This is a genomic window from Ferrimicrobium acidiphilum DSM 19497 (genome assembly GCF_000949255.1).
Taxonomy (GTDB): domain Bacteria; phylum Actinomycetota; class Acidimicrobiia; order Acidimicrobiales; family Acidimicrobiaceae; genus Ferrimicrobium; species Ferrimicrobium acidiphilum.
Genome location: NZ_JXUW01000013.1, coordinates 1 through 22,730, shown reverse-complemented (window position 1 = coordinate 22,730; position 22,730 = coordinate 1). Strand labels below are relative to the sequence as shown.

The following is a 22,730-nucleotide window of genomic DNA, read 5'->3' as shown; positions in this document are numbered from 1 at the left end:
TCTTGGCTCTAGGTTGAGAGTGATTGAGATTTAGGTAAGTGGAGGCTTTGTGGTGATGCCAGCCAAGATGCAACAGAGGTGGGAGGCGAAGTGAACGACGCGCAGAATTACATCGCCGTTATCAAGGTCGTTGGTGTCGGCGGTGGTGGTGGCAACGCAGTTAATCGAATGATCGAGGCTGGTCTGAAGGGCGTTGAGTTTATCGCCATCAACACCGATGCTCAGGCTTTACTGATGAGTGATGCCGACATTCGTCTAGATATTGGGCGCCAGCTCACCCGCGGTCTTGGTGCGGGTTCTAACCCCGATATTGGCCGTTCAGCCGCCCAAGAGCACAAGGATGAGATTCAAGAAGCGCTTACCGGTGCGGATATGGTTTTTATAACCGCTGGCGAAGGTGGGGGAACTGGGACGGGCGGAGCGCCGGTCGTCGCGGAGATCGCTAGAGGAATCGGTGCTCTTACCATTGGTGTGGTCACACGCCCATTTGGGTTCGAAGGCAAGCGCCGCGCTACACAGGCGGATGAGGGTATCGAGCGCTTGCGCGAGCATGTCGACACCTTGATCGTCATTCCAAATGATAGGTTGCTCACAATCGCCAACGAGAAGACATCTATGATTGCTGCTTTTCGTATGGCTGATGACATTTTACTCTCTGGCGTAAAGGGTATCACTGATCTCATAACCACGCCGGGTGTCATAAACACTGACTTCGCAGATGTGCGAGCGATCATGGCCTCGGCGGGTACAGCCATCATGGGTATTGGGATCGCTAGTGGCGAAAACCGAGCAACCACTGCCGCTCGGAACGCGATCACCTCGCCGTTGTTTGAGACCTCTATTGATGGAGCCCAGGGCATTCTGCTCAATGTTGCCGGTGGTACCGATCTTGGTATCTTCGAACTCAATGAGGCGGCAAATATCATTCAAAATGCTGCTTCCAGCGATGCACTTATTATCGTGGGAAGTGTCATCGACGAGGCTATGGAGGATGAGGTCAAGGTGACCGTCATCGCGGCAGGCTTTGATGTTTGGGGTGAGGGCACGCCCAACCTCAGGGTAACGCCTCCAGCTGTCTCACAACCGGCTAATGATGACCTTGATTTTGGTGTTCCGGGCGTGCAGTCTGAACCTAGAGTCGCTGAGGTCGATCCGGATCCAGAGGATCCAGATGATGGCGACGTACCCTTCTTTCTCCGCTGATGATCGCGCTCTCGCTCCGTGATAGTGGCGTGAGGGTGGTTTTCACCGATCGGCTAGACGAGACCTCCCAAGCTGCAGAGATCGTGAAAAGCGGGGAGCCGGTGGTGGCGGTCAAGCAGGTGCACAGTGCAACGGTTGTATCTATCGACGAGGGTAAATATGGGCCCGAACCCGTAGAGGCCGACGGGATATACCTACCAGCCGGACGTTCGGAGATCGCTAGTATCGCGACTGCTGATTGTCTGCCTCTCGTTATTGCCAACCGTAACGGCGATGCAGTTGCCCTACACGTAGGCTGGAGAGGACTTACAGCCGGTGTAGTCGACGCTGGGCTGGCACGTCTTGGCGGTGATGGGCTCGTAGCTGTTATCGGTCCGCATATCAGATCGTGTTGTTATCAATTTCTCGGACCTGAACGATATGTAGTGGCTCGACACTTCGGTGATGAGAGCTTTGTTGGCGAAAATCTATCGCTCGAGTCTGCACTATCAGGTCTGCTTGCACGACAGCAAGTGCGCGACGTTATCTCGGTTGGACAGTGCACCTTCTGTAACGACGCTTACTATTCATATCGCCGAGATGGTACCCACAAGCGCCAGCTGACGCTAGTGGGTGCAGGTCGCTCCTGATGCCGCCCTACGACGACCTCAAGGCACGTCTTGACCATGTATGGGCTGAGATACGCAAGAGTGGTGGGTCGGACTCTATACGTATCGTGGCGGTGACCAAGACGCATCCAATCGAGGCGGTAGTTGCGGCGGCCGAGGCGGGCTTGGTCGATGTCGGCGAGAACTATGCAGACGAGCTGGCAGACAAGGCCGTTCAGGCTGACCGTCTTGGACTTCAGGTTCGTTGGCACTACATAGGGGCGATTCAGAGTCGCAGACTTCGGTCGATATGCGAACACGCGGCAGTCATTGAGACCGTCTCCAGGCCGCGAGAGCTTGAGATGATGGCCGATTTCGGTTACGGTGGTGAGCTGCTAATCCAGGTGGCCCCCCCTGGACATCCAGAGGGACGTAATGGTGCCGACGCTAGTGAGATTGCAGGTCTGCTTGCGCTGAGCCGAGATCTGGGGCTGAACGTGGTCGGTTTAATGGGCATGGCAATGCCCGGCTCGATCGAGAGCATTCGAGATTATTTCGAGACGGTCTTTGGGCTTGGAACGACTTTGGGACTTCGGGAATATTCTATGGGAATGTCGGCCGATTACCAGGTGGCGGTCGCTCAGGGTGCTACTATGGTGCGGTTAGGTAGTGTTTTATTCGGTGCACGTGGTCAATAGCGTGCTACGATAGAGCGATAACGAGTGGGGTAGGAGGACGAATGCCGGGATTGAAGCGTGCACTTGCATGGCTAGGGATTACTGAGGACGACGAGATGGATGGAGAGGTCACCGATCTTGAGTCGACTGCTCCACCCTCATATGAGCGACGCGAGCAGTCGCCGCGTGTTCAGGTGGTTTCAGGTGGAGGATCCAGCGTGGCTGAGCAGTTGCGAGAGGACCCTCAGGAGCATCGTGCTGCTGTCCTTCGTCCTTTCAATCCACAGCCGGAGCGGGCTAAGATCCACCTTGTCTTACCGACGAAGTACGCAGACGTGCAGGAGATCGGTGATCGTATGAAGTCTGATCAGCCGGTTATTATCAACCTCGAGGGTGTCGATCGGGACTTGAGGCGCCGAATCATCGATTTCTCTTCAGGTCTTACCTACGCACTAGGTGGTAAGGTGAAGGAGATAAGTACGAGTGTCTATCTCCTCTCGCCAGCTCGAGTTGAAGTGGCTGATGAAGAGATGTTTCGGATGCGCCAGCGTACAGTAGCGAAGGGAGTCGGCCTGCATGGGTCTTAACGGAATCATCGTCGAACTGCTGGAGCTCTACGTTATCGTCATTGTGCTCTACGTGGTGATGACGTGGTTCCCGGTTACGAATCCTGGCGGGCCTATGGATCGGTTAAGGTTTTTTCTGACACGGCTCTCGGAGCCTGTTTTGAATCCAATTCGTAGGCTAATTCCGTCGGTTGGTGGAAGCTCGATACGTTTCGACTTTGCGCCGTTGATAGTTATATTGGTGATCGAGTTGATTCTCATTCCGATAGTAAGCAGGATCTAGATCCGGTGCTGGTTTCGTGGCATCTTATGCTAGGAGATTCCGATAGTTGGGTGCGTTATGCGCTCACATAAGGGAGGGACGCCGTGGAGGAAAACGCAGTCGACGCTCAGAAAATTCGCGAGGTTGAGTTCCGCGAGCGAATGAGGGGATATCACCAAGAGGATGTTGATGAATTCCTCGAGCAAGTGGCAAAAGGTGTTGAGGTTCTCGAAACACAGTTGACACAGGCGCGCGAGGAGTTAGCACGGCTTAAGGCGAACCCTACAGTAGCAGTTTCAACCAAATCGAACGATTTTAGCGATGATGTGATACAGCGAACGTTGATTGTGGCACAAAAGGCTGCAGATCAACTCAGAAGTGATGCCGAAAGCGAAGCTCGAGAGATTCGAGCTGAGGCACAGCGACAGGCAGAACGCATCCTAGGCGAGGCGCGAACCACCTCCAGGCTGATTGAGGAGGATCGACGGAAGAACTTGTTGCAGGAGCTGGCCCAGCTTGAGGGAGAGTTCAATCGTCGCCAAGAGCAGTTGGCGAATATCGTCACCCGTGATAGGGCTGTCAGGCAGAAAATTACCGACGAGATAGGTGGGTTGTTGTCGTTGGTTCGGGCTGCTGATGCACCAACCACTGAGGCACTCCTTGCCCAGACGTCCACCGCTCTGGATTCGAGTGTTGGTGTAGAAGAAGCCGTCGGCGACGATCGGGAGTTCACCCGCGGCACGGAGGCGGATTCGGCCGACGCAAGCGAGGGGTATGCACTGAGTGGCGAGTCCGACTTGCGTGGCGAGTCCGACCCACGTGGTGATGGAGGAGTGAGTGGCGAGCCACGGCCAGTTCAGGAGTTTGTTTTTGGCCATGATATCAGTGCTGAGTCCACCGATGATGAACCCTTCATGCTATGGCGCCAAGATGATTAGTCGAAAACTGATTTTGCTGACTACGCTTGTTCGTTAGGAGAGCGTTTTCGGCTTATGAACCTCCACCGCTGTCACTCATCCGCTCCAAGGGGTTGGTTTCTTGCTTACCAATTTCCTGTTAGGCGGGATCATGTTAAGTAGGTTCGTATTAGCCCGCTCTCAAGAGGAGTGTTGGCTACTCCTAGTTCCGCCAATTGGTGGAGCCGTGCTGGGGGACTCACAGTCGATCCTTTGCAGTTAGTTACAAGGGTTGCGGGACCTAAGCGCTTGTCTCCATGAGCAGGCAAAGGGGTCTGGACCGGACTAACAAGTTGGCGTGGATCCGGAAGTGAATAGGACCTCTCCACTAGGCGACGGGTATCTAATTTCAGTCGAGCCCGAGGGCACCACCTCCCTTGGCGTGTCTAGTTCCAGATCTCATCGCGACATTCGAGTGCCCAGATCTAAGTCGTTCGGCAGCTATCCGCACGTGGATTGCGAACTACTGGTACCAAGTTCTGATGTTCCTGAGATAGGTGGAAGGTGAGCTCATTGTATCGGAATAGACCGAACATAGGACTGGATCGAGATGATCACTGCCAAGACTATGCGATCGATGACCTCAAAGGTCAACACATGACCCAATCGACCGAAGACACTAGGTGACTTGTGATGTAATTACACCACCAGGGCTCGGGAGATGCATGGCCAAGATGGGAATAGCTAACTCGCAGCAGATCCATGCTTGAAGGGTGAAGAGGGGGATCGCAGGCTACAAGCAGCGGGCCTTCAAAACATGAGGCAGTCGAGCAAGCGTGATTCTCATCTGTAAAGATGGAGGAGATGTAACGTCACTTCTCTGGCTGTTTGATTGGTGGCGATTGCCTATAGTTGTGTTCTTTGGTAGGAGCGTGCGCGATGTTTGAACTCCTAAGATCCACTTCGCCAGGTTTCGTTGATCCGAAAGAGGAGCGTGGCGAGTTGGTGCGCGCGGGAGAGGTTCCAGGAGGGCTCGCGTCCGTCAGTGAATGCCTCAAATACCTCATCGACCATCGCCTGATAGGGGTCGTATCCGCGAGAATCGTGGATAGTTGTTCCGTCTGCAGTAGTGATCGTCCACGTAGTATCTTCATCACTAGGAGTGCATGCGCGGCTGACCTCTATGGTGGCCCGGCGGGTAAGGATGCGAACGTTCTGGGATTCTCCGCTGATAAAGGATGTTATGAACGCCGCACTCACCCCGTGTGGGTAGGAGAGCAGGCAATGCGTAGTGAGGTCGATGGGTGGGCTTGTTTCGCTTGGCATCACCGTCGCCGAGATTGCGGATGGCGCGTTTCCTAGGAGTGCGACGATTGGATGGAGGGCATAGATGCCTACGTCCAATAGCGAGCCCCCGCCTCGCGTGGAATCGATCCTATAGCCGTCGAGTGGGCTGAGGGCGCCGGTAAATGAGGTTTGTACGCTAATGATCTCACCCAAAGCACCGGAGGCTACCAGGTCCAGGATCGAGCGTAGTCTTGGGTGATAGGAGCTCATGAAGGCTTCGGCGACCAGGCAGCTAGAGGTGGCGACCAAGCGCTCAAGCTTTACATAGTCAGCCTCTGAGGTCAAAAGCGGTTTCTCGCAGAGCACATGCTTGTTAGCCGCCAGCGCTTTGGCGAGATAGTCGAGATGAAGATCGTTGGGTAGTGGGAGATAGACGGCCTCGACCGAGGGGTCGTTGAGGATAGCCTCATAATCTGGATAGCGGCGTTCGTTGTCGGCAAGCACCTTCCGAGCAGTCTCGACCGACCTTGTAGTGCCGCCTAAGAACTGAGTCCATGACGATCTCCTGAGGGCAGGGATGACGCCGACTTGGGCAACGTGGCTACCTAAGCCACAGACTGCAACCCTCACCGTGGTGTCAGCGTCTGAAGTGTACCTAGATCGCTCGAGCGATGTGCGAGCTCAAGCACACCTACCACCTCGCGTATCTGCGTCGCTTGCACGGCGAGTGGTGTACCAACGAGTAGGTTATCGGCTAGGTCACGGTGGAATCCGAAAGTGTCTAGTGACACCAACTCGGGCTGATATAGTCCGAGCCGACCAGGTCCCTCGTAGAGCGCCACCTGAAGGTTTACGGGTGCCTCGGCATAGTGGTAGCGGTCTACCCGATAGCCGGTTACCGGTTCAACCCGTGGCTGTTCAAAGGGTGCATAGTTACCGACGATGGTCCCCTCGGTGCCCTGTACATAGAATTTGGGGCGGCGAAAGCCATCGAGTTCGCTTTGGAAGAAGGTCGCTTCGCGTCCACCACTGAACTGAAGATGGATGCGCAACTGGTCAAGATTTGTCATTTCGTGCCAGCGACGTTTATGGCCAAAGGCAAAAACACGCTCTGGTGCAGTGCCGTAAAGTTGGTGAATCCAGTCGATGTGATGTGCACCCCAGTCGTAGGCGAGCCCCCCCGACACGTCGGTATCGGAGTGCCAAGCCCTGCAAGGATGATCGAAACCTCCGACCGAGGTCTCTATGTTGAAGACCTCTCCGATCATTCCAGCTTCGACAAGTGACACCAATGTGCGGTAGTCCTGATCCCAACGTCGGTTGTGATGAACGGTTAAGACCCTCTGGTTACTCTCGGCGACGTCAATCAATTTGTCTGCTTCATCGACGGTGAGGCACAATGGTTTTTCGACGACCACATGCTTACCGGCTTCGAGAGCTGCAAGAGCGAGTTGGAAATGGGTGTTGGGTGGGGTGGCTATTATCGCGATATCGGTTACCGAGTCGCCAAAGAGTTCGTCTGCAGTGCGATAGCCGACGAGGCCAGGGAAGTCTTGTTGGGCCTGTGAGATGCGTGCAGGGTTGGCATCCACCGCGCTTACTAGGCGGAGGCCAGGTGTCTGCTCGGCGGCCGTACCGTGATAGAGGCCCATGCCTCCATAGGGGCCGTAACCGACGATTCCCACGCCTAGCGTCTCGGTGGATTCACCTCTGGTTTGAGCTATTAGGAGCTCCATGATCCTCTCCGGCCACGAGCGAGGAGTGGTGAGGGTTACCAGGTCGAGTCCGATCACCGTCAGGAGTCCATGACCCAATGGTTGTTGGCTTGCTACGACATAGTTCTTGAGGGCTATATTTACCGTCATGAGGGTGGCTGCGTCTTCGGGCGGCGTAAATGTCGTCAGCGAGGTGCGGGTTGCAAACTCACCGGGTGTGCGCGCCAGGACCGGGATCTCGCGATTAGTGGTGAGCATCCATTCACCGGTGGGCGACCGATCTATCGCACTGTATCCTGGCAAAGCGTTCAGTAGCTCGGATCCGCTCTCAGCCGCCAGAATTACTATAACCTTTGCGCCATCGTGTACAGCGCTGAGCAGTCCTGGAGTAACTGCATCAGAGGTGACCGCTATGATGGTGCGATCTGATGAGAGCGGCGCTCCTGGGGTTTCTACTACCTGCACCTTGTCAGCCCAGCGTGCTCTTCGCAGGACATTAGATGTTGTTGGTTGGACTGAAACTGCTGATGGAAGCGTCATCCGTCCTCCTCTCAGTGGTTGTTGGGATCTTGCACTTTATTACCCAACGCAGGTTGGCCCCAAAGACTTCCCATCCTAGTCGCTGGCCGAATAGTCGCCTATGTTGATGCTAACGTAGTCGAGATGGTGATCGAGATCCCATCGAGGTCTACCTCTGTCGGTTGAGAAAGACCGTCAGGATCTCGCACTAGCTCAAGTGTGGTCGCCAAGGTTTGGGCTGTGATGTCAGCGGCATGTTCGCCTATGGCCTTGCCGAGTCTATGGTTAGGATCGGTGAGCACAAGTACTAGATCGATGCGGTCGGTTACGTCATAGCCTGAGCCTTTGCGATGCTGTTGAATCGCGCGTATTAGATCACGAGCAAGTCCTTCGAGCTCAAGAGCCTCGTCCGTCGTTAGATCGAGTGCCACTACGGTGGAGCGATCGCTGAGCACGCGCATGGATCTGGGGTCTACAGCCTCAAGGGTGAGCGAGTATTCGTCGACCTCCAGGCGAACTCCAGCCACGACCGGCTGGCCATCCTCCATAGTGTATTCACCCTCTCTGATCGCACGAATCACCTGCTGGGTAGCTGCTCCGATGCGTGGACCGAGAGTCGCTGGGTTGACCGAGAGTCGTTGATGGGCAAAGCGATCGAAGTCATCGGTGATGAGCACCGTTTTAACGTTGGTCTCGGCTTCGATTAGGTCAAGATATGGCGTAAGGTCGAGTGGTGTCAAACTTGCTACCGTAACTGAGCGTAGCGGTAGCCGTGCACGATTACCGGTTGCTTTTCTGATGCTATGAACTTGTGAGCAGATCTCGCGTACCAGTTCCATCTCCTCGACGAGCTTGGAGTCCTTCGCTCCAAGTCGATCAGGGGAGGGCCAGTCAGCGAGATGCACGCTGCGTTCTCCAGTTAAGGTGCGGTAGAGATATTCACTCAACATTGGCAAAAGGGGTGCGGTCAGCGTTGAGAGGTTCTCCAGCACGGTGTGCAAGGTGTCGTAGGCGAGCTGTTTGGAGAGGTCGATGTCCTCCGCGCTGCCCTTGGCAGCCCAGAAGCGATCGCGGCTGCGCCGAATATACCAGTTGTTGAGTGCGTCGAGGAAGTCCTCGATGCGACCTGTGGCTCGCGACAAGTCGAAGTTATCGAGGGCTTCGGTGACCTCTTGAGTCAGCTGATGGCTCTTTGCGAGGATATAACGATCGAGGAGATGTTCGGAGTTGGCGTCAAAGCGACCTCTTATGCCGTCGGCCTCTGCGTATAGCGTCAAGAAGGAGAATGCGTTCCAGATTGGGTTGATTACCCGCTTGACTGTGTCCACCATAGCTTGACGCTCCAACAGCATCTCTTGCCCCCTTAGGACCGAGGAGGAGAGGAGAAACCATCGCATAGCATCGGCGCCGATCTCCTCAAACACCTCCCAAGGGTCGGGGAAGTTTTTCAGCCGTTTAGACAGCTTGCGCCCGTCGTTGCCGAGGAGGATGCCGTGGGCCATGCAGTGCTTGAAGGGAGGAGAGTCGAATAGCCCGACTGAGAGCACATGCAGGGTATAAAACCATCCGCGAGTTTGCCCGATGAACTCGACGATGAAGTCTGCAGGGAAGTTAGCTTCGAAGGTCTCGCGGTGTTCGAACGGGTAGTGCTGCTGAGCAAAGGGCATCGAACCTGATTCGAACCAACAGTCCAAGACGTCGGGCACCCGACGCATCATTGCGTTACCAGTTGGGTCGTCAGGGTTTGGTCTCACAAGCTCATCAATCCTCGGCCGATGTAGATCGTCGGGACGCACCCCAAAGTCGGCTTCGATCTCGTCAAGGGACCCGTATACGTCAACTCTTGGATACCTCGGGTCATCGCTCTTCCATACCGGAATCGGCGAACCCCAGTAGCGATTGCGGGTGATCGACCAATCGCGCGCGCCCTCCAACCATTTGCCGAAGGCGCCGTTCTTGACGTGTTCTGGAACCCATGCAATATCTTGATTGAGCTCGAGTAGACGCTCCTTGATGGCGGTTACGTTGACGAACCAAGAACTTACAGCCTTATAGATCAGCGGGGTGTCTGTGCGCCAACAATGCGGGTAGCTGTGTTCATACGGCTTGGCTTCGATAAGTAGATTGTGTTCTTCTAGGTAGGTTTTGATCGCCTCATTGGCCTCGAAGACCTGGGTGCCTTCGTACCAACTGACCTCGTGGGTGTAATGACCCTTTTCGTCAACCGGACAGACAACTTTGATGGAGGCGGCTTCGCACGCCTGCTGGTCCTCTTCGCCAAAGCCCGGTGCCATCTGGACGATGCCGGTTCCTTCATCGATAGTGACGAAGCTGCCCTCTATGACTCTAAACGCGTTTGGTGTACCTGAGAAGAATGGAAATAAGGGCACAAATTCGCGCCCCAATAGGCGCACCCCGGGCACCGTGCCAAGAATCTGGGGAGCCTCAAACCGGTCCTGATAGGAGCCAAGCCGGTCGGATGCCATCACGAAGACACGCGGGTCGTCGCCGTTGCGGAAGAGCACGTATTCGAACTCCGGGTTTACTGCGAGCGCCAGGTTCGAAGGTAACGTCCACGGAGTTGTCGTCCATGCCAAGAGGTGTAGCTCCCCATCAACGATCGCTTCAAACCCTTGCTGTGCTCCGTCTTGGCGAGCGGGTAATTGGAAGGCGACGGTGATGGCTGGGTCAATTCGAGGGCGATAGGAGTCGTCTTGACGAGTCTCGAAATTGGACAACGGTGTCTCGCACTCCCAACAGTAGGGGAGCACGCGGTAGTGTTCGTAGACAAGACCCTTATCATGGAGTCGCTTGAAAGCCCAGATCACCGACTCCATGAAGCTGGTGTCCATGGTCTTGTAGGAGTCAACGAAGTCAACCCAGCGTGCTTGTCGTGTAACGTAGCGATACCAGTCGTCAGTAGTGCGCTGTACTAATGCTCTGCAATGGTCATTGAATCGATCTATCCCAAGCTGCTCGACCTCTTCACGACCGCTGACCCCGAGCTCCTTCTCAGCGGCCATCTCTGCCGGTAGCCCATGACAGTCCCAGCCAAAACGGCGTTCAACGACCTTGCCCTGCATCGTCTGATACCGTGGGATCGCATCTTTGACAAAGCCTGTGAGAAGGTGGCCGTAGTGAGGCGATCCATTCGCAAAAGGGGGTCCGTCGTAGAAGACGAACGCCTTCCCACCGTCCTTGCGGCGCTGGGCAATCGAGGCCCGGAAGGTGTCGTCCTGCTCCCAGAAGGCGAGAATCTCATGCTCGAGCTTCGGCAGGTCAAGGGAACCAGGCTGATGTGGGTAAGAGTTCTTTTCCTCGTGGTCGCTCATGCATTTACGCTAGTCGACGTCATCAGGTGATCTGTTAGCGACTAGCGGGGGAGTGAGTTCTCTAGAATCTGGACATACGACCCACCGTTGTCTGCAGTTTGTGCTTCGATGTCGGCTAGAGTAGAGCGATTCAAATGCGCGGTATAAATGGTCGCGCGATGGTGCTTGAAAGTAGATTGGAATAGAGATGGCGAAAGCGACTCAGGAACCCACCAACCCAGTTGATCCGGTCGAGGCGTATCTGAATCTAGACGATGATGTCTTAGACGGGCTCAGTGACGGCGATTTTCTCGCACAACAGCGTCTGCTGCTTGAGACAGAGCGCGTGCACTACACCGAACAGGCAGCGCAGTTACGCGCAGAGGCTGACAGTATGGTGCAGAATAATGAACCTGCTGAAGTTCAGTTCGATGAGGAGTCTGGCGAGGGAGGCACGACTGCCATTGATCGGGAGCGTGATCTCGCCTTGGCAGGGTCAGCTCTGGCAGCAATCGAGGAGGTTGATCTGGCTCTCAGGAAGATGGACCGTGGGGTCTACGGACTTTGCGAGAGCTGCAAGCAGTCCATTCCACGAGCGCGACTTCGCGCATTGCCTTTTGCTCGACTGTGCGTTCGCTGCAAAGAAGGTGGTTTGCCGCGCAGTCGATGACGAGGTTATGGTCACACGCTGCAGCCGTTTGCTCGGTAGTGGTTCTAGTGGTCTTGCTAGACCAGGCAACTAAGACTTGGGCCGAGAATGCTCTACGAAATGGGCCGATTGATCTTGTTGGACCCGTGAAGTTGGAGCTCACCTACAACTCAGGGTTTTCGTTCTCCATCGGTCAGGGGCATCCGTTGATCATAACCATAGCAGCGATCGTGATTGCGGTTGGTGTCGGTGCCTACGCCGTTATGACGCCGTCACTTCTGAAGCGTGTGGCCGCCTCGCTTGTCGTGGGTGGGGCACTCGGCAACTTGGCAGACAGGGTCTTTAGGCATAACCACGGAGCGGTCATAGATTTTATTCACTTCCCACATTGGCCTATCTTCAACCTCGCTGATTCTGCGATCACGGTGGGAGTTGTTCTTCTCTTGATCGCTGGAGTACTTGATGGACGGCATGAACGTTCTCAGCATTGAAGTAGGCGATACGCTAGCAGGGGAGCGCCTGGATCGGGCGGTTTCCGTGGTCGCCGACGTCTCTCGCTCTATCGCTGGCCGGATGATTGATCAGAGGCTAGTCAAGGTCAATGATCGAGTACTTACTGCAAAGTCGCATCGTCTGCTGCTTGCTGACCAGCTAGTGATCGATCTCACTCGTGTGGGACGTGGACCACAGGCGGCAATTGCTTTGCCACTCCTCTACTTTGACGAAGCCATGTTTGTGGTTGACAAGCCAGCTGGATTGATCGTACATTCGACGACACTTACCGACACCATCCCTACTCTTGCAGGTGCGGTGGTGGCTTTGGACCCGGCGGTTGCGTTAGTTGGCGATGAGCCAGCGTTGCGACCAGGTATCTATCAGCGGCTTGATAAGTCGACGTCTGGGGTTATGGGAGTAGCTCGAACTCAAATCGCCTTTCATGCTCTGAAGGAGCAGGTCGGAGCGCACCTCATGAGACGACGATACCGGGCCCTCGTCGAGGGTGACCTCGAAGAGGAGGAGGGGGTCATCGACGCTCCTCTTGGTCGCGATCAGAGGAGTCGAACGCGAATAGCGGTGATCGCCGAAGGTCGACGCGCGGTGACCCGTTTTCAAGTCATCGAGCGGTTCGGAGCCTACACCTATGTCGAGCTGAGTCTTGAGACCGGACGCACTCACCAGATTCGGGTCCACATGAGTGCGATTGGCCATCCGTTGGTGGGAGACCCTACCTACGGTGGATCTAGTGCGTTGTTGAGAGAACGAGTCTTTTTACACTCTTACCTGCTAAGTCTCGTCCATCCGATCAATGGGCGCCCTCTCGAGGTCCGATCGCCTCTCCCCGTCGAGCTGATCGAGATCTTAGATGGCTTGCGACTATCACGTGATCGATCAGCTCTCGAGAGTTTGCCGCCGGAGTCGTAAGCAAGGTGCCAGGAAGCGTTGGAGGGCTTCGTCCTCCAACGCATACAGGATTTAGCTACATCTTTGGCCAGTTTACTAATGGCTAGATGCCCGGGAGTGTTAGACGAGGTTGACTCCATACAGTAGGGGCATGGTCGGCTGCAGCTAGACACAACTGACTTCATGTCGCTGCTCACCAGAGACGCGTTCGGTGGCTGGATCAAGGGTTCGTATCTCGAGGCGATACCTGCACCTCTTGGCTTCTGAGTTCTAGCCGGTGCGAGATTCGATAGACGGTCTTGGAGATTCACCCCTCGGGTCGGCGTTGGGACTTCGATGGCCCCGGGACGCTGTGGCTGCTGCTGATCGTTCGAGCATGCTTAGCAAAGGTTGGAGGTGCTCCTGGGTTTATGGAGTGTTCGCGAATTCATCTCTGAGCTTATCTATGTTGACGTCGATCTGTAGTACCCACTTACCTTTGGTGCCATATGATCATGGCTCCAAAATATCAAACAAGCCCGGCTCTAATTGAGAGCCGGGCTTGTTTAGCTGAACTCGGGGCTTAGATGAGCTCCGGGCGCAGCGACAACCTTGGCGTGCTAAGCAGCAGAGGTCTTAAGTGCAGGGTGATCCGCCAATCGACTTAGCGCAGAAGCCTCTAGGCGACGTGCTCGTCGAGGACCAATACCCAACATGCGAGCCGTCGCCTCAAGTGAGGCCGGACGATCTCCATTCAAGCCGAAGCGCAAGGTCACGACGTCGCGCTCAAGTTGGTCGAGCTCCTCGACTGCTTTGCGGAGCATCTCGCGCGAGATCGAGTCGTCGATGTCGTCTTCGAACGACGTATCCGGTCCTACGACAAGATCTCCGAGACTCGTCTCACCTTCTGGACCAACTGCTTGGTCAAGACTCGCCACTACACGTGCTGCATGGCGAACGTCGGCTAACTGTGAATGCGAGAGGTTCGATGCAACGGCGATCTCATCTTCGGTAGGTGGCCGACCGAGGTCGGCTGCAAGCTCGCGTGACACATTGTCGACGCGACGCGACCGCTCAGCCGCCTCCATTGGGAGCCGAATTGCCTGACCATGGTTGTGTACGGCCCTCTGCAAAGATTGGCGTACCCACCAGGTCGCGTAGGTCGAGAACTTGAAACCACGGCGCCAATCAAATTTCTCAACCGCGCGAATGAGACCGAAGGTGCCCTCCTGGATCAGGTCAGATAGTTCCACTCCACGATCTTGGTACCGGCGCGCCCAGTGGACGACCAGCCGCAAGTTCGCCGCGACCATCTCTACCTTGGCCTCCTCATCGCCGTCACGCACTCGCTTAGCCAACTCAACCTGCTCAGCAGAGGAAGGGAGCGGATGCTTTGCGAGATCATCGAGGAAAAGGCGAATCGAATCGGCACCGAGGCCAGCCGCGGCCAAAGCCGTATCGACCTCGGCTTGCGCGGAACGACGACGACCTCGTGCCTCACTGGTTGCTGTTGTAGCTTGCTTGTTAGCCATCACTATCTCTTCTCATTCATATTTGCGCTTATAAACTCCTGTGTGCACCCGACGATTAGCGTTCGTGTGTGAAACCTATGAAGACGCACATCACAAGACTATCGTATCAAAATTTCGCCAGATGTTCAATGTCGTAATGAAAAATTGGCATAAAGCCTTATCGGCACCTACGATGCTGGGAGTTGAGCGGTGAAACTGACATCCTCGGACGATCAGTATAGTCGGGTCATTTGCCGAAGCCACCGTGACTTTTGGCTCGCCGGATATAGTCCATCGGAGGGTGGGCTAGGTCGGCTTGGCGGATCTAGATTCTGTGTTGATGACGTACTGCTGCGCATTCAGGGTTTGTTATGACAATTTTCAGCTACCCCGGTTAGGCTGAACGCAGAGAATAAAGCCTGAGTCAGCTCCAATGGCAGATATTCACCGTGTTTGGCATCCTCGTCGGAGTGGTCACGATGTCGGCTTGGCGCAGCGTTCGGTGGATGTTTAGAAGAAGGTGATTTCTTGACAATTGTAAGGAGGCGGTAATGACTCGCTGGAAGTATAGGTTCGGAATCCCATTGATTGGTGCGGCAGTAGCCCTGGGAGCAGCTTCGCTTACACCGGCCCTCACCAATGCACAGCACCCTCTGTTGCAGCCGATGTCACCCTCCCAACTCATAGCTGCCGTCATGGGTGCAGCCCCAGTGCAATACTCCGGCCAGCTCCAGATAACATCGAATATGCTCGGTTCCGATGCCTCCCTGCTATCGAGCTTAGGGCAGAGTGTGGCGTTGCCTGAAGGTACTTCGCAGCTGATGGTCTATCGAGGGGCCGGCCCGAACCTCAGGGTGCAAGAGATCAATGCCCAATCGGAGAGGGATCTATACGTAAACAGCAGTGGGGCATGGCTCTGGAGTTCAGCTGGATCTAAGGCCTCCCACTTTCAAGCTAGCTCTACGACGCAGTCCACTGCGCTTAGCCAGGGGACTAACCCGACGGTTGCGGCCGATAACCTCGTGAATCGGCTGGCTCCAACGTCACAAGTCAAGCTTGGATCCAATGTTTACGTGGCTGGACATGCTGCCTATACGCTGTCGTTGGCACCGCTCCAGAGTGGATCGTCGATCTCGTCTATTCGGCTCTCCGTGGATGCAAAGAACTATCATGTGCTAGGGGTCTCGGTGTATTCGGTCCACTCCTCCACGCCGGTGCTGCAGATGGACTACCAGTCGATCAGTTTCGCTAGCCCAAGCGCGACCAACTTCAGTTTTACCCCGCCTGCGGGTACCACGGTAAATACGGTCACCGCGAGTCAACTTAAGTCTATGTTCTCGCCGTTTACCTCTACTACGAAGCCAGTGACGCTAGGAACAAGCTGGCAGACGGTTGTCGAGCTCCCAAAGGGTAGTTTGAGCAAGCTGTCGAGTGCACTCGGCTCTACAGCCCTCAGCGATCTCGAAACTCCTGTCACGCTCGCAAATGGTGGTACGGCGAGCTTGATCCACACCGAACTAGTAAATATGTTGGTCTTGCCCAATGGGTCGATTCTTGCCGGTGCTGTGCGCAGCTCCGTGTTAGAGAGCGACGCTGGGGCGCTTGGGTTCTAGTCTGTCTGCTAGGTGAGTGTCGCCATCATAGAGGCTGATGGCCTCACCAAGCGTTTCGGTGGCCAAACAGCGGTTGACGAGGTGACCTTCTCGGTCAACGAAGGTGCTGTCTTTGGGTTTCTAGGCCCCAATGGGGCTGGCAAGACCACCACTATACGCATCGTTCTTGGGCTCATTTTCGCCGATGCTGGTGGCTTTTCTCTGCTGGGCGAACAGAAGAGCTCTCGACTCCATCGGGTTCTCCCAAGGGTCGGTGCCTTTATAGAGGGTCCCGGATACGTGCCGTATCTAAGCGCACGCCAGAACTTGGATCGGTTCTTGGCTGCTGAGGGGATCCGGCGATCAGGGCGTCCCAAGTTGATTGCAGATGCGTTAGAGGCGGTCGGCCTTGAGATGGTGGTGGACAGGCCGGTTGGTCGCTACTCATTGGGAATGCGTCAGAGGCTCGGACTCGCACAGGCACTTCTGGGCGAGCGAGATCTCTATATTCTTGACGAACCAACTAATGGACTCGATCCGAGTGGTATGCGTGAGGTTCGTCGTCTGATCGGGGAGTTGGCTGCAAGAGGCAAAACCGTGTTTATCTCTACCCACCTTCTCGCAGAGGCAGAACAGATCTGTTCGCACGTTGCCTTCATGTCACAAGGTCGTTTGGTGAAGTCTGGAGCTCTCGACGAACTGCGAAGCGATTACCCCCAACAACTGAAGATTCTAGGAACCCCGGTTGGTCGCATCATGGAGCTGATTGGTCCTCAAGCGAGGTTAGATGGGCCGGCGGTGATGGCGGATCTGAGTCCGAAGGATGGACCGCGTCTATTGCAGGCGATGATTGTCGACGGTATTGAGATCGCTGAGTTTACCTGGCTTACTCCAAGTCTGGAAGAGATTTTTATCGCTGAAGTTGGTGAGGGTTTCGATGTTCGTTGAGGAGCTGAAGCGGGTTTTTCGAAGGCCACGGAACCTGATCATCCTCGGGTTAATTTCGCTAGTTCCGATTCTTCTAGGGATAGTCGTTCGTTTTGCCAGTCATGGTGGACCCCATGGGGGTGGCCCCGCGTTCTTTGCTGAGATCACCCAGAATGCGGTCTTTCTCCCGCTCGCTGCGCTTGCGTCGATGGAGACCTTGATTCTCCCACTCGCCGCCTCCATCATTGCAGGCGATTCGGTCGCAGGCGATGCTGCTAATGGTTCTTTGCGCTATCTTTTGGTACGTCGCGTGCCGAGAGCAAGAATTATTCATGCCAAGATCGTGGCGTCTTTGGTGTACACGCTTGCATTGAGCCTCACAATAGCTGTTATAGGTTTGGTTGCCGGTTCTATTTTGTTCCCTCATCATCAGGTGATTACCCTTTCAGGGGTACCGATATCTTTCCTGCACGGAGTCAGCGAGGCGATGCTCGCCGCCCTTGTTGTGGGTGCCTCGATCTTCTCGGTCACCATGGTTGGCATCGCCGTCTCCACCTTTACCTCCTCCTCGTTGGCGGCGACTTCGATAGCGGTGACGGTAGCGATTGCGTCGGAGGTGCTTGACGCTATTCCACAGCTCGAGAAGATTCGACCTATCCTGCTTTCGAACTACTGGTCGTCATTCATCAACATTTTTCGGTCTCCGATTATTGCTGGTCCCATCTATAAAGATCTCCTTGAACAGCTGGGGTGGATGGCTGTGTTCTATCTACTTGCAGTATTTAACTTCTCGCAACGCGATATTACTAGCTAGCAGCTGCCTGTTGACTTAGATGGGACTTTGCGAAGCGCCTTCCTTTGGTCTGCGGTCCATGGCGCGCTAGAATGGCTTCTTGAGAGGAGGTTGCTATGAGCAACATCATCAAGGTAGTGTTGGGAATCTTAGGGTTGATCATCGCCTTCGCCTTGATCTCCTTTGTCCTAAAGCTGATCTCAATGATCTCGACGATCGTCATTGTCGGCATCATCGTTGGCGTTGTTGTAAGTCTGATTCGGAGAGGTCGGTCTAAGCGTAAAAATACAGCAGCGTGAGCGACAAACTGCTATCCAGTCTATTTGAGCTAGGCGCGCCTGTTCGATCATGGCGCTAATAGCTCGGTCTGGTATTCGTCACGGTTTTCTGAACGTTTTATTCTCTATTCGATCTTGGTCGGATCTTTGGGGTATGGTGGTATAGCTGAGGCTCGTGTGAGCAGTTGCACCTCGACACGCTCGGCTTATTGCGACGGTGTATAGTTCGTAGAGGCCCTGGATGTCGCTGCGGAGAGTAGGTAGGGCTCGTTATCTCTTGGAGCTTGACCTTGCTTTGTGCTGTTGGCAAACTGCGCAGCTAGAACGGTTTCGATTTAGAGTAAGGTGGCAGGCAGGACGTCGCTTTGGGTCTGTGGTTCGATGACGTGTTGTGAGAAGGAGTGAAGATGGCGATGAGTGTGGAAGAAGAGAGAGTCGTTGCTAGCGTACCAATGGGTCTTCTGATTGGTGGCGAATGGCGTCACGCTCGTTCCGGTAACGAGTTGAGAGTCGAGGATCCCGCGACTGGCGACTCCATAGCCATGGTCGCTGACGGAGGTCCGGAGGATGCGATCGATGCCCTAGAGGCAGCATCTCGAGCACAAGCGAGTTGGGCTGCGACTGCGCCACGTTTTCGCGCGGAGATTCTCCGTGCTGCCTTCGAGTTGATTATGGCTAGACAGGATGATCTTGCGCTTTTGATGACTCTGGAGATGGGAAAGCCGGTAGCGGAGTCCAAGGGTGAGGTTGCATATGCTGCCGAGTTCTTTCGCTGGTTCTCTGAGGAAGCCGTTCGGATGAAGGGGGAGTACTACCGTTCGCCTGATGGCATAACTAAGGTGCTGACCACTCGGTCACCGGTCGGGCCGTGCTATCTGATTACTCCTTGGAACTTCCCGCTTGCCATGGGCACCAGAAAGATTGGACCAGCACTTGCTGCGGGGTGCACGGTCATTCTCAAGCCTGCTGAGCAGACCCCTTTGTGTTCGCTGGCCCTGGGATCGATCCTGCTTGAGGCTGGACTACCAGCTGGTGTGCTCAACATTGTCAATACCTCTGAACCTGACGTCATTACAGATCGCTTAATTGGCGATACTCGACTAAGGAAACTTTCGTTTACTGGCTCCACCGAGGTTGGCAAGACGTTGATGCGTAATGCGTCTACCAATCTCCTTCGACTCTCCATGGAGCTTGGTGGCAATGCGCCATTGATCGTCTTTTCTGATGCAGACCTCGATAAGGCGATTCCAGGGGCGATATTCGCGAAGATGCGTAATGGTGGAGAGGCTTGCACGAGCGCGAACCGTATCTTGGTGCACAAAGACCTCGCAGACTCGTTCTCGGAGCGTCTTGCTGAAGAGCTGTCGAAGATGAAGGTTGCTCGCGGAACGGTTGCTGGGGCGCAGGTCGGACCGCTTATAGATCAAGATGCGCTGACGAAAGTCTCCGGTTTGTTAGAAGAGGCGACCGCAGCTGGCGGGCGTCTTCTTACCGGTGGTGATCGAGTTGGTGACAAGGGTTATTTTTATGCGCCAACGGTTATAACGGGAGTCCCTAGGGGTGCGAGGATATTCCGGGAGGAGATCTTCGGTCCCGTTGCTCCGATCTATACCTTTGACGATGATGATGAGGCGTATGCGTTAGCCAATGACACCAACTATGGGCTTGTGTCCTATATATTCACGGAGTCATTCAAACGGGTACATCTGGCCATCGACGCACTTCAGTCGGGTATGGTGGGAGTCAATCAGGGTCTGGTATCCAATGCGGCCGCCCCGTTCGGCGGCGTCAAGCACTCCGGATTCGGCAGGGAAGGCGGCTTCGAGGGTATTCAGGAGTACCTGGACGTAAAGTACGCTGCCCTCAATCTCAGCTAGTCTGCGCTACCGGCGCTGTTCTACTGGGCTAGATTTGTCGCGGAGTGGTGCCGCTTGGACCCTTGTCCATCAGGTAAAGGATATTGCCATGTTTACTCGCGGGACTCATCAAGGGCCCTAAAAGCCAGCCTTGAACGTGTTGTGAAGATGGCGAAGGTCCGGGATCACGTGGAAGACGACTACCAACCCTCGGGTCGAGGAGATCGCCGAGCAGGTCTGGTCACCCCACCTTTGAGGGTAACGTCTTTTAGCCTACACTAACGGCCAAGGCTAAACGATGGGATCCTATTAACTCCGTCGAGTACTCCTTGCCACCGAGAGCATAGGAAGGAATGCAGCGACACTAGCGCTGCACCGCAGCGCGGTTAACCTTTCTGGCCCGCAGGCTTTGAGCATTCGGTGTCCATCGCGTCAACTCGTGTTGCGAACGCATTGGCCACCATCGAGTGGATGGTACACAAAGAGAACCTCGTTCTCTGTGGCCCTCCGTGAAAGCGCACGAGTTTGCTTTCTGAGGCGCTTGCCTGCGAGGATTTGCCGAGGTGCTTTTTCTTCCAGTCGTGAACCAAGCTCACCATGACCTGGCTTCTCCATGGAGTGCAACAGAGATGTTCGCTCAGCTTGACAGCTATGCAGGAGTCGGCTTCTGTCCGCACGTAAGCGATAGTGAAACTAGACTTTAGCTAGTAGCAGGTGAACTTCAGAAGCATGCAGGTAATCGTGAGCAAGTCTTATGAAGCAAAAGACACTATGGTCAACCACGAGCTCCAGCAAGAGGCCAGGGCTCTCGGTGACCGAACACGTCACCGCTTATTTCGTTACATAGTTGATGCACCTGGCCCAGTGGGCGTCGCCGAGCTTACGCAATTCGTACACCTCAATCACAATGCAGTGCGTCAGCACCTCGCAGTTCTAAAGGAGGCCGGACTGATTGCTGAGGAGATCGAGAAACGTTCCCGCCCGGGCCGCCCCGGTTTGCTGTATCGGGCTCACCCAGAGGCTGCAGGGAAATGGAATCTCCCCGGGGCGTACTCCTGGCTAGCTACCCTGCTGAGCGACGCCATCCGCAGTGGGCAAAGCCCACGCGAGGTAGGTCGTCAAGACGGGAACCGCCGTGCAGCGGAACTGGTTGGTAGCACAGAAGGAGTCGAACTGCTCGAAGCGGAGATTACCCGACGTGGATTTCGCCCACAGCGGGTCCAGAGGGGACGGCGAATCGACTTTGTGCTTCAGCGCTGTCCATTCGCCGATGTTGCCGAATCTGATCCTGATACTGTGTGCCAGCTACACCTCGGTCTCGCTGAGGGTCTCGCTGAGGGTCTCGGCGGCCTCATGGTCGAACGGCTCACGGTCTTGGATCCACGCCAGGCAGGCTGTTGTCTAACCATACTGCAATGCTCAGTGGATGGAGCCGCCAATATCTGACTTGAAAGGATGCTCATTCCGAAAGATATCCCTCGCAGAACAAGCAGGGACCGCAACATCCTCACCTATATTCCACCGGGATGTCTATGTGGTTGTGACGGAGTACTGCCAAGCTGAGCAGTGTTTGACCGATCCGGTTGGATCGACATTATAAATCCACGGCTAAGTCAGGGCATTCTATTCAGCTAGTCTCTCGCAAGGACTGTAATCTATCTAGATCCGACAGGACACTTGACGGTGGCATCTGCTCGACCATATATAGGTCTCCAGGGTGGGCCAAACGTTACCTTCAGATCGCAGAGGTACCTGGGTCACAATCTCATCCGCCCTCTATCGGGCAAAGGCTCCACCTCGGACCTCGAACAACCCAAACAACGCCACTGTACTTCAAGGCTATGACAGCGTCCCCAAAACCATGGAGTCACAGACGTGTGCCAACGCAATAGGGGACTTCGGATTTAAGTGGGGAAATTAGTCGGGTATAGCCACGCACTAGGGGTGAGTTTGGGAGGGTCACAGGGGCTCTGCCAGAATGGGATTAGTAACAACTCATCACTGGAGGACCCCTGTGGAACAAAATCCTATCCGCATTGCAGAGATCTTGCTCGGTCTAAAGGACGTCAATTTGATTGGTGTCGAGGATCTGGGTGACGAAGATTCAAAGACACCCCTTCGGGTCCATATCGAGTGTCTGGGTGAGCGGCCAAAATGCCCAGTCTGTAATGGGATGAGTTATTCCAAGGGAGGCTCACTAGTAGAGCTGATTGATCTACAAAGCTTTGGCCGTCCCGTAAGGCTCATCTGGCACAAACGCAGGTGGGAGTGTAAGGATGAGAACTGTTCTTCTGCGTCATGGAGTGATGTGGACACTAGGATCGCAGCCCCAAGGCTAAAACTCACCGATAGGGCAGCTAGATTCGCAACCCGAGTGGTTGGTAGAGACGGACGATCGGTGTCATCGGTAGCCAGAGAGCTTGATTGTGACTGGCACACAATCAATGATGCTGTGATTGCCTATGGGACTCCCCTCGTTGAGGATCCAAATCGCTTTGACAAGGTTCGTGCACTTGGATTAGATGAGACCCTGTTCTATCGCGAGGGTCGCTATCGGACCCAGAAGTGGTCTACTTCAATCGTGGACGTTATGAGCGCAACCCTTCTTGATGTAGTTCCTGGTAAAGGAGGAGCGGAGCCAAAGAAGTGGATAGCTAGTCAGCCCAGGGAGTGGCGTGATGATATCAAGTGGGGAACCCTTGATCTGGCTGGTTCCTATAG

The 22,730-nt window shown here is 55.0% G+C and carries 20 protein-coding genes; 16 read left to right on the top strand and 4 right to left on the bottom strand.

Features of this window, described 5'->3' with window-relative positions:
* Positions 1-78 precede the first annotated feature (78 nt).
* The 6 genes from ftsZ to FEAC_RS07445 all read left to right on the top strand — a co-directional run bounded on the left by ftsZ (position 79) and on the right by FEAC_RS07445 (position 4,233).
* Positions 79-1,203 (top strand): cell division protein FtsZ, encoded by a 1,125-nt coding sequence (gene ftsZ / locus FEAC_RS07470; protein WP_236684621.1) that lies wholly within the window; start codon positions 79-81, stop codon positions 1,201-1,203.
* Positions 1,204-1,238: 35 nt separating this feature from the next.
* Entirely contained in the window at positions 1,239-1,832 is a 594-nt protein-coding gene (locus FEAC_RS07465) for a purine nucleoside phosphorylase YfiH/LACC1 family protein (RefSeq protein ID WP_160290355.1), read from the top strand.
* A complete protein-coding gene (locus FEAC_RS07460) occupies positions 1,832-2,488 on the top strand; it encodes an alanine racemase (protein WP_052565992.1) in 657 nt (218 codons plus the stop codon). The genes FEAC_RS07465 and FEAC_RS07460 overlap by 1 nt, the downstream gene beginning before the upstream one ends.
* A gap of 41 nt (positions 2,489-2,529) precedes the next feature.
* Entirely contained in the window at positions 2,530-3,054 is a 525-nt protein-coding gene (locus FEAC_RS07455; protein WP_052565991.1) for a cell division protein SepF, read from the top strand.
* A complete protein-coding gene (locus FEAC_RS07450) occupies positions 3,044-3,316 on the top strand; it encodes a YggT family protein (protein WP_035389611.1) in 273 nt (90 codons plus the stop codon). Before FEAC_RS07455 ends, FEAC_RS07450 begins: the two co-directional genes overlap by 11 nt.
* Positions 3,317-3,399: 83 nt before the next feature.
* The gene (locus tag FEAC_RS07445) at positions 3,400-4,233 is read left to right on the top strand and encodes a DivIVA domain-containing protein (RefSeq protein WP_035389609.1); all 834 of its coding nucleotides are present in this window, start codon (positions 3,400-3,402) and stop codon (positions 4,231-4,233) included.
* Between the two features lie 909 nt (positions 4,234-5,142).
* Here the strand turns inward: FEAC_RS07445 and FEAC_RS07440 are convergent.
* The 3 genes from FEAC_RS07440 to ileS all read right to left on the bottom strand — a co-directional run bounded on the left by FEAC_RS07440 (position 5,143) and on the right by ileS (position 11,044).
* Positions 5,143-6,108 (bottom strand): Gfo/Idh/MocA family protein, encoded by a 966-nt coding sequence (locus tag FEAC_RS07440; RefSeq protein ID WP_035389608.1) that lies wholly within the window; start codon positions 6,106-6,108, stop codon positions 5,143-5,145.
* Positions 6,105-7,733, bottom strand: coding sequence for a Gfo/Idh/MocA family protein (locus FEAC_RS07435; RefSeq protein ID WP_052565990.1), 1,629 nt, complete (start codon positions 7,731-7,733; stop codon positions 6,105-6,107). Before FEAC_RS07435 ends, FEAC_RS07440 begins: the two co-directional genes overlap by 4 nt.
* A 98-nt stretch (positions 7,734-7,831) precedes the next feature.
* Complete coding sequence (gene ileS, locus FEAC_RS07430) at positions 7,832-11,044, bottom strand: isoleucine--tRNA ligase (protein ID WP_035389607.1); 3,213 nt, start codon at positions 11,042-11,044, stop codon at positions 7,832-7,834.
* Between the two features lie 187 nt (positions 11,045-11,231).
* On the opposite strand from ileS, the gene FEAC_RS07425 reads away from it, so the two are divergent.
* The 3 genes from FEAC_RS07425 to FEAC_RS07415 are packed head-to-tail and all read left to right on the top strand — an operon-like array spanning position 11,232 to position 13,094.
* Positions 11,232-11,693, top strand: coding sequence for a TraR/DksA family transcriptional regulator (locus tag FEAC_RS07425; protein WP_052565988.1), 462 nt, complete (start codon positions 11,232-11,234; stop codon positions 11,691-11,693).
* A 47-nt stretch (positions 11,694-11,740) separates the two neighbouring features.
* Positions 11,741-12,163, top strand: a complete 423-nt coding sequence (gene lspA, locus FEAC_RS07420) for a signal peptidase II (RefSeq protein ID WP_160290354.1) — start codon at positions 11,741-11,743, stop codon at positions 12,161-12,163.
* A complete protein-coding gene (locus FEAC_RS07415) occupies positions 12,144-13,094 on the top strand; it encodes an RluA family pseudouridine synthase (RefSeq protein ID WP_160290353.1) in 951 nt (316 codons plus the stop codon). The genes lspA and FEAC_RS07415 overlap by 20 nt, the downstream gene beginning before the upstream one ends.
* Before the next feature lie 578 nt (positions 13,095-13,672).
* Here the strand turns inward: FEAC_RS07415 and FEAC_RS07410 are convergent.
* The gene (locus FEAC_RS07410; RefSeq protein ID WP_052565985.1) at positions 13,673-14,584 is read right to left on the bottom strand and encodes a sigma-70 family RNA polymerase sigma factor; all 912 of its coding nucleotides are present in this window, start codon (positions 14,582-14,584) and stop codon (positions 13,673-13,675) included.
* A gap of 530 nt (positions 14,585-15,114) precedes the next feature.
* Between FEAC_RS07410 and FEAC_RS07405 the strand changes: the two genes are divergently transcribed.
* The 7 genes from FEAC_RS07405 to FEAC_RS07370 form a co-directional block, all read left to right on the top strand.
* A complete protein-coding gene (locus FEAC_RS07405; protein WP_035389603.1) occupies positions 15,115-16,176 on the top strand; it encodes a LolA family protein in 1,062 nt (353 codons plus the stop codon).
* 12 nt (positions 16,177-16,188) lie between these two features.
* A complete protein-coding gene (locus tag FEAC_RS07400) occupies positions 16,189-17,103 on the top strand; it encodes an ABC transporter ATP-binding protein (protein WP_035389601.1) in 915 nt (304 codons plus the stop codon).
* Positions 17,093-17,896: an ABC transporter permease gene (locus tag FEAC_RS07395; RefSeq protein ID WP_035389599.1), complete on the top strand. Its 804-nt coding sequence runs from the start codon at positions 17,093-17,095 to the stop codon at positions 17,894-17,896. Before FEAC_RS07400 ends, FEAC_RS07395 begins: the two co-directional genes overlap by 11 nt.
* A 95-nt stretch (positions 17,897-17,991) precedes the next feature.
* Positions 17,992-18,174, top strand: a complete 183-nt coding sequence (locus tag FEAC_RS15180) for a succinate dehydrogenase (RefSeq protein WP_152623137.1) — start codon at positions 17,992-17,994, stop codon at positions 18,172-18,174.
* 392 nt (positions 18,175-18,566) lie between these two features.
* Positions 18,567-20,030: an NAD-dependent succinate-semialdehyde dehydrogenase gene (locus FEAC_RS07385; protein ID WP_035389652.1), complete on the top strand. Its 1,464-nt coding sequence runs from the start codon at positions 18,567-18,569 to the stop codon at positions 20,028-20,030.
* A 720-nt stretch (positions 20,031-20,750) separates the two neighbouring features.
* Positions 20,751-21,455 (top strand): helix-turn-helix transcriptional regulator, encoded by a 705-nt coding sequence (locus FEAC_RS07375; RefSeq protein WP_160290352.1) that lies wholly within the window; start codon positions 20,751-20,753, stop codon positions 21,453-21,455.
* Between the two features lie 532 nt (positions 21,456-21,987).
* Positions 21,988-22,730, top strand: a 743-nt coding sequence (locus FEAC_RS07370; protein WP_160290351.1) for a transposase family protein, incomplete at its 3' end; no start/stop codon positions are given.

Excerpts from the sequence above, each read along its gene's own strand:
- FEAC_RS07410 (WP_052565985.1), bottom strand. The coding sequence starts at position 14,584 with ATGGCTAACAAGCAAGCTACAACAGCAACCAGTGAGGCACGAGGTCGT.
- FEAC_RS07405 (WP_035389603.1), top strand. The coding sequence starts at position 15,115 with ATGACTCGCTGGAAGTATAGGTTCGGAATCCCATTGATTGGTGCGGCA.
- FEAC_RS15180 (WP_152623137.1), top strand. The coding sequence starts at position 17,992 with ATGAGCAACATCATCAAGGTAGTGTTGGGAATCTTAGGGTTGATCATC.
- FEAC_RS07385 (WP_035389652.1), top strand. The coding sequence starts at position 18,567 with ATGAGTGTGGAAGAAGAGAGAGTCGTTGCTAGCGTACCAATGGGTCTT.
- FEAC_RS07415 (WP_160290353.1), top strand. The coding sequence starts at position 12,144 with ATGAACGTTCTCAGCATTGAAGTAGGCGATACGCTAGCAGGGGAGCGC.
- FEAC_RS07395 (WP_035389599.1), top strand. The coding sequence starts at position 17,093 with ATGTTCGTTGAGGAGCTGAAGCGGGTTTTTCGAAGGCCACGGAACCTG.
- ileS (WP_035389607.1), bottom strand. The coding sequence starts at position 11,044 with ATGAGCGACCACGAGGAAAAGAACTCTTACCCACATCAGCCTGGTTCC.
- FEAC_RS07455 (WP_052565991.1), top strand. The coding sequence starts at position 2,530 with ATGCCGGGATTGAAGCGTGCACTTGCATGGCTAGGGATTACTGAGGAC.
- FEAC_RS07435 (WP_052565990.1), bottom strand. The coding sequence starts at position 7,733 with ATGACGCTTCCATCAGCAGTTTCAGTCCAACCAACAACATCTAATGTC.
- FEAC_RS07450 (WP_035389611.1), top strand. The coding sequence starts at position 3,044 with ATGGGTCTTAACGGAATCATCGTCGAACTGCTGGAGCTCTACGTTATC.
- FEAC_RS07460 (WP_052565992.1), top strand. The coding sequence starts at position 1,832 with ATGCCGCCCTACGACGACCTCAAGGCACGTCTTGACCATGTATGGGCT.
- FEAC_RS07425 (WP_052565988.1), top strand. The coding sequence starts at position 11,232 with ATGGCGAAAGCGACTCAGGAACCCACCAACCCAGTTGATCCGGTCGAG.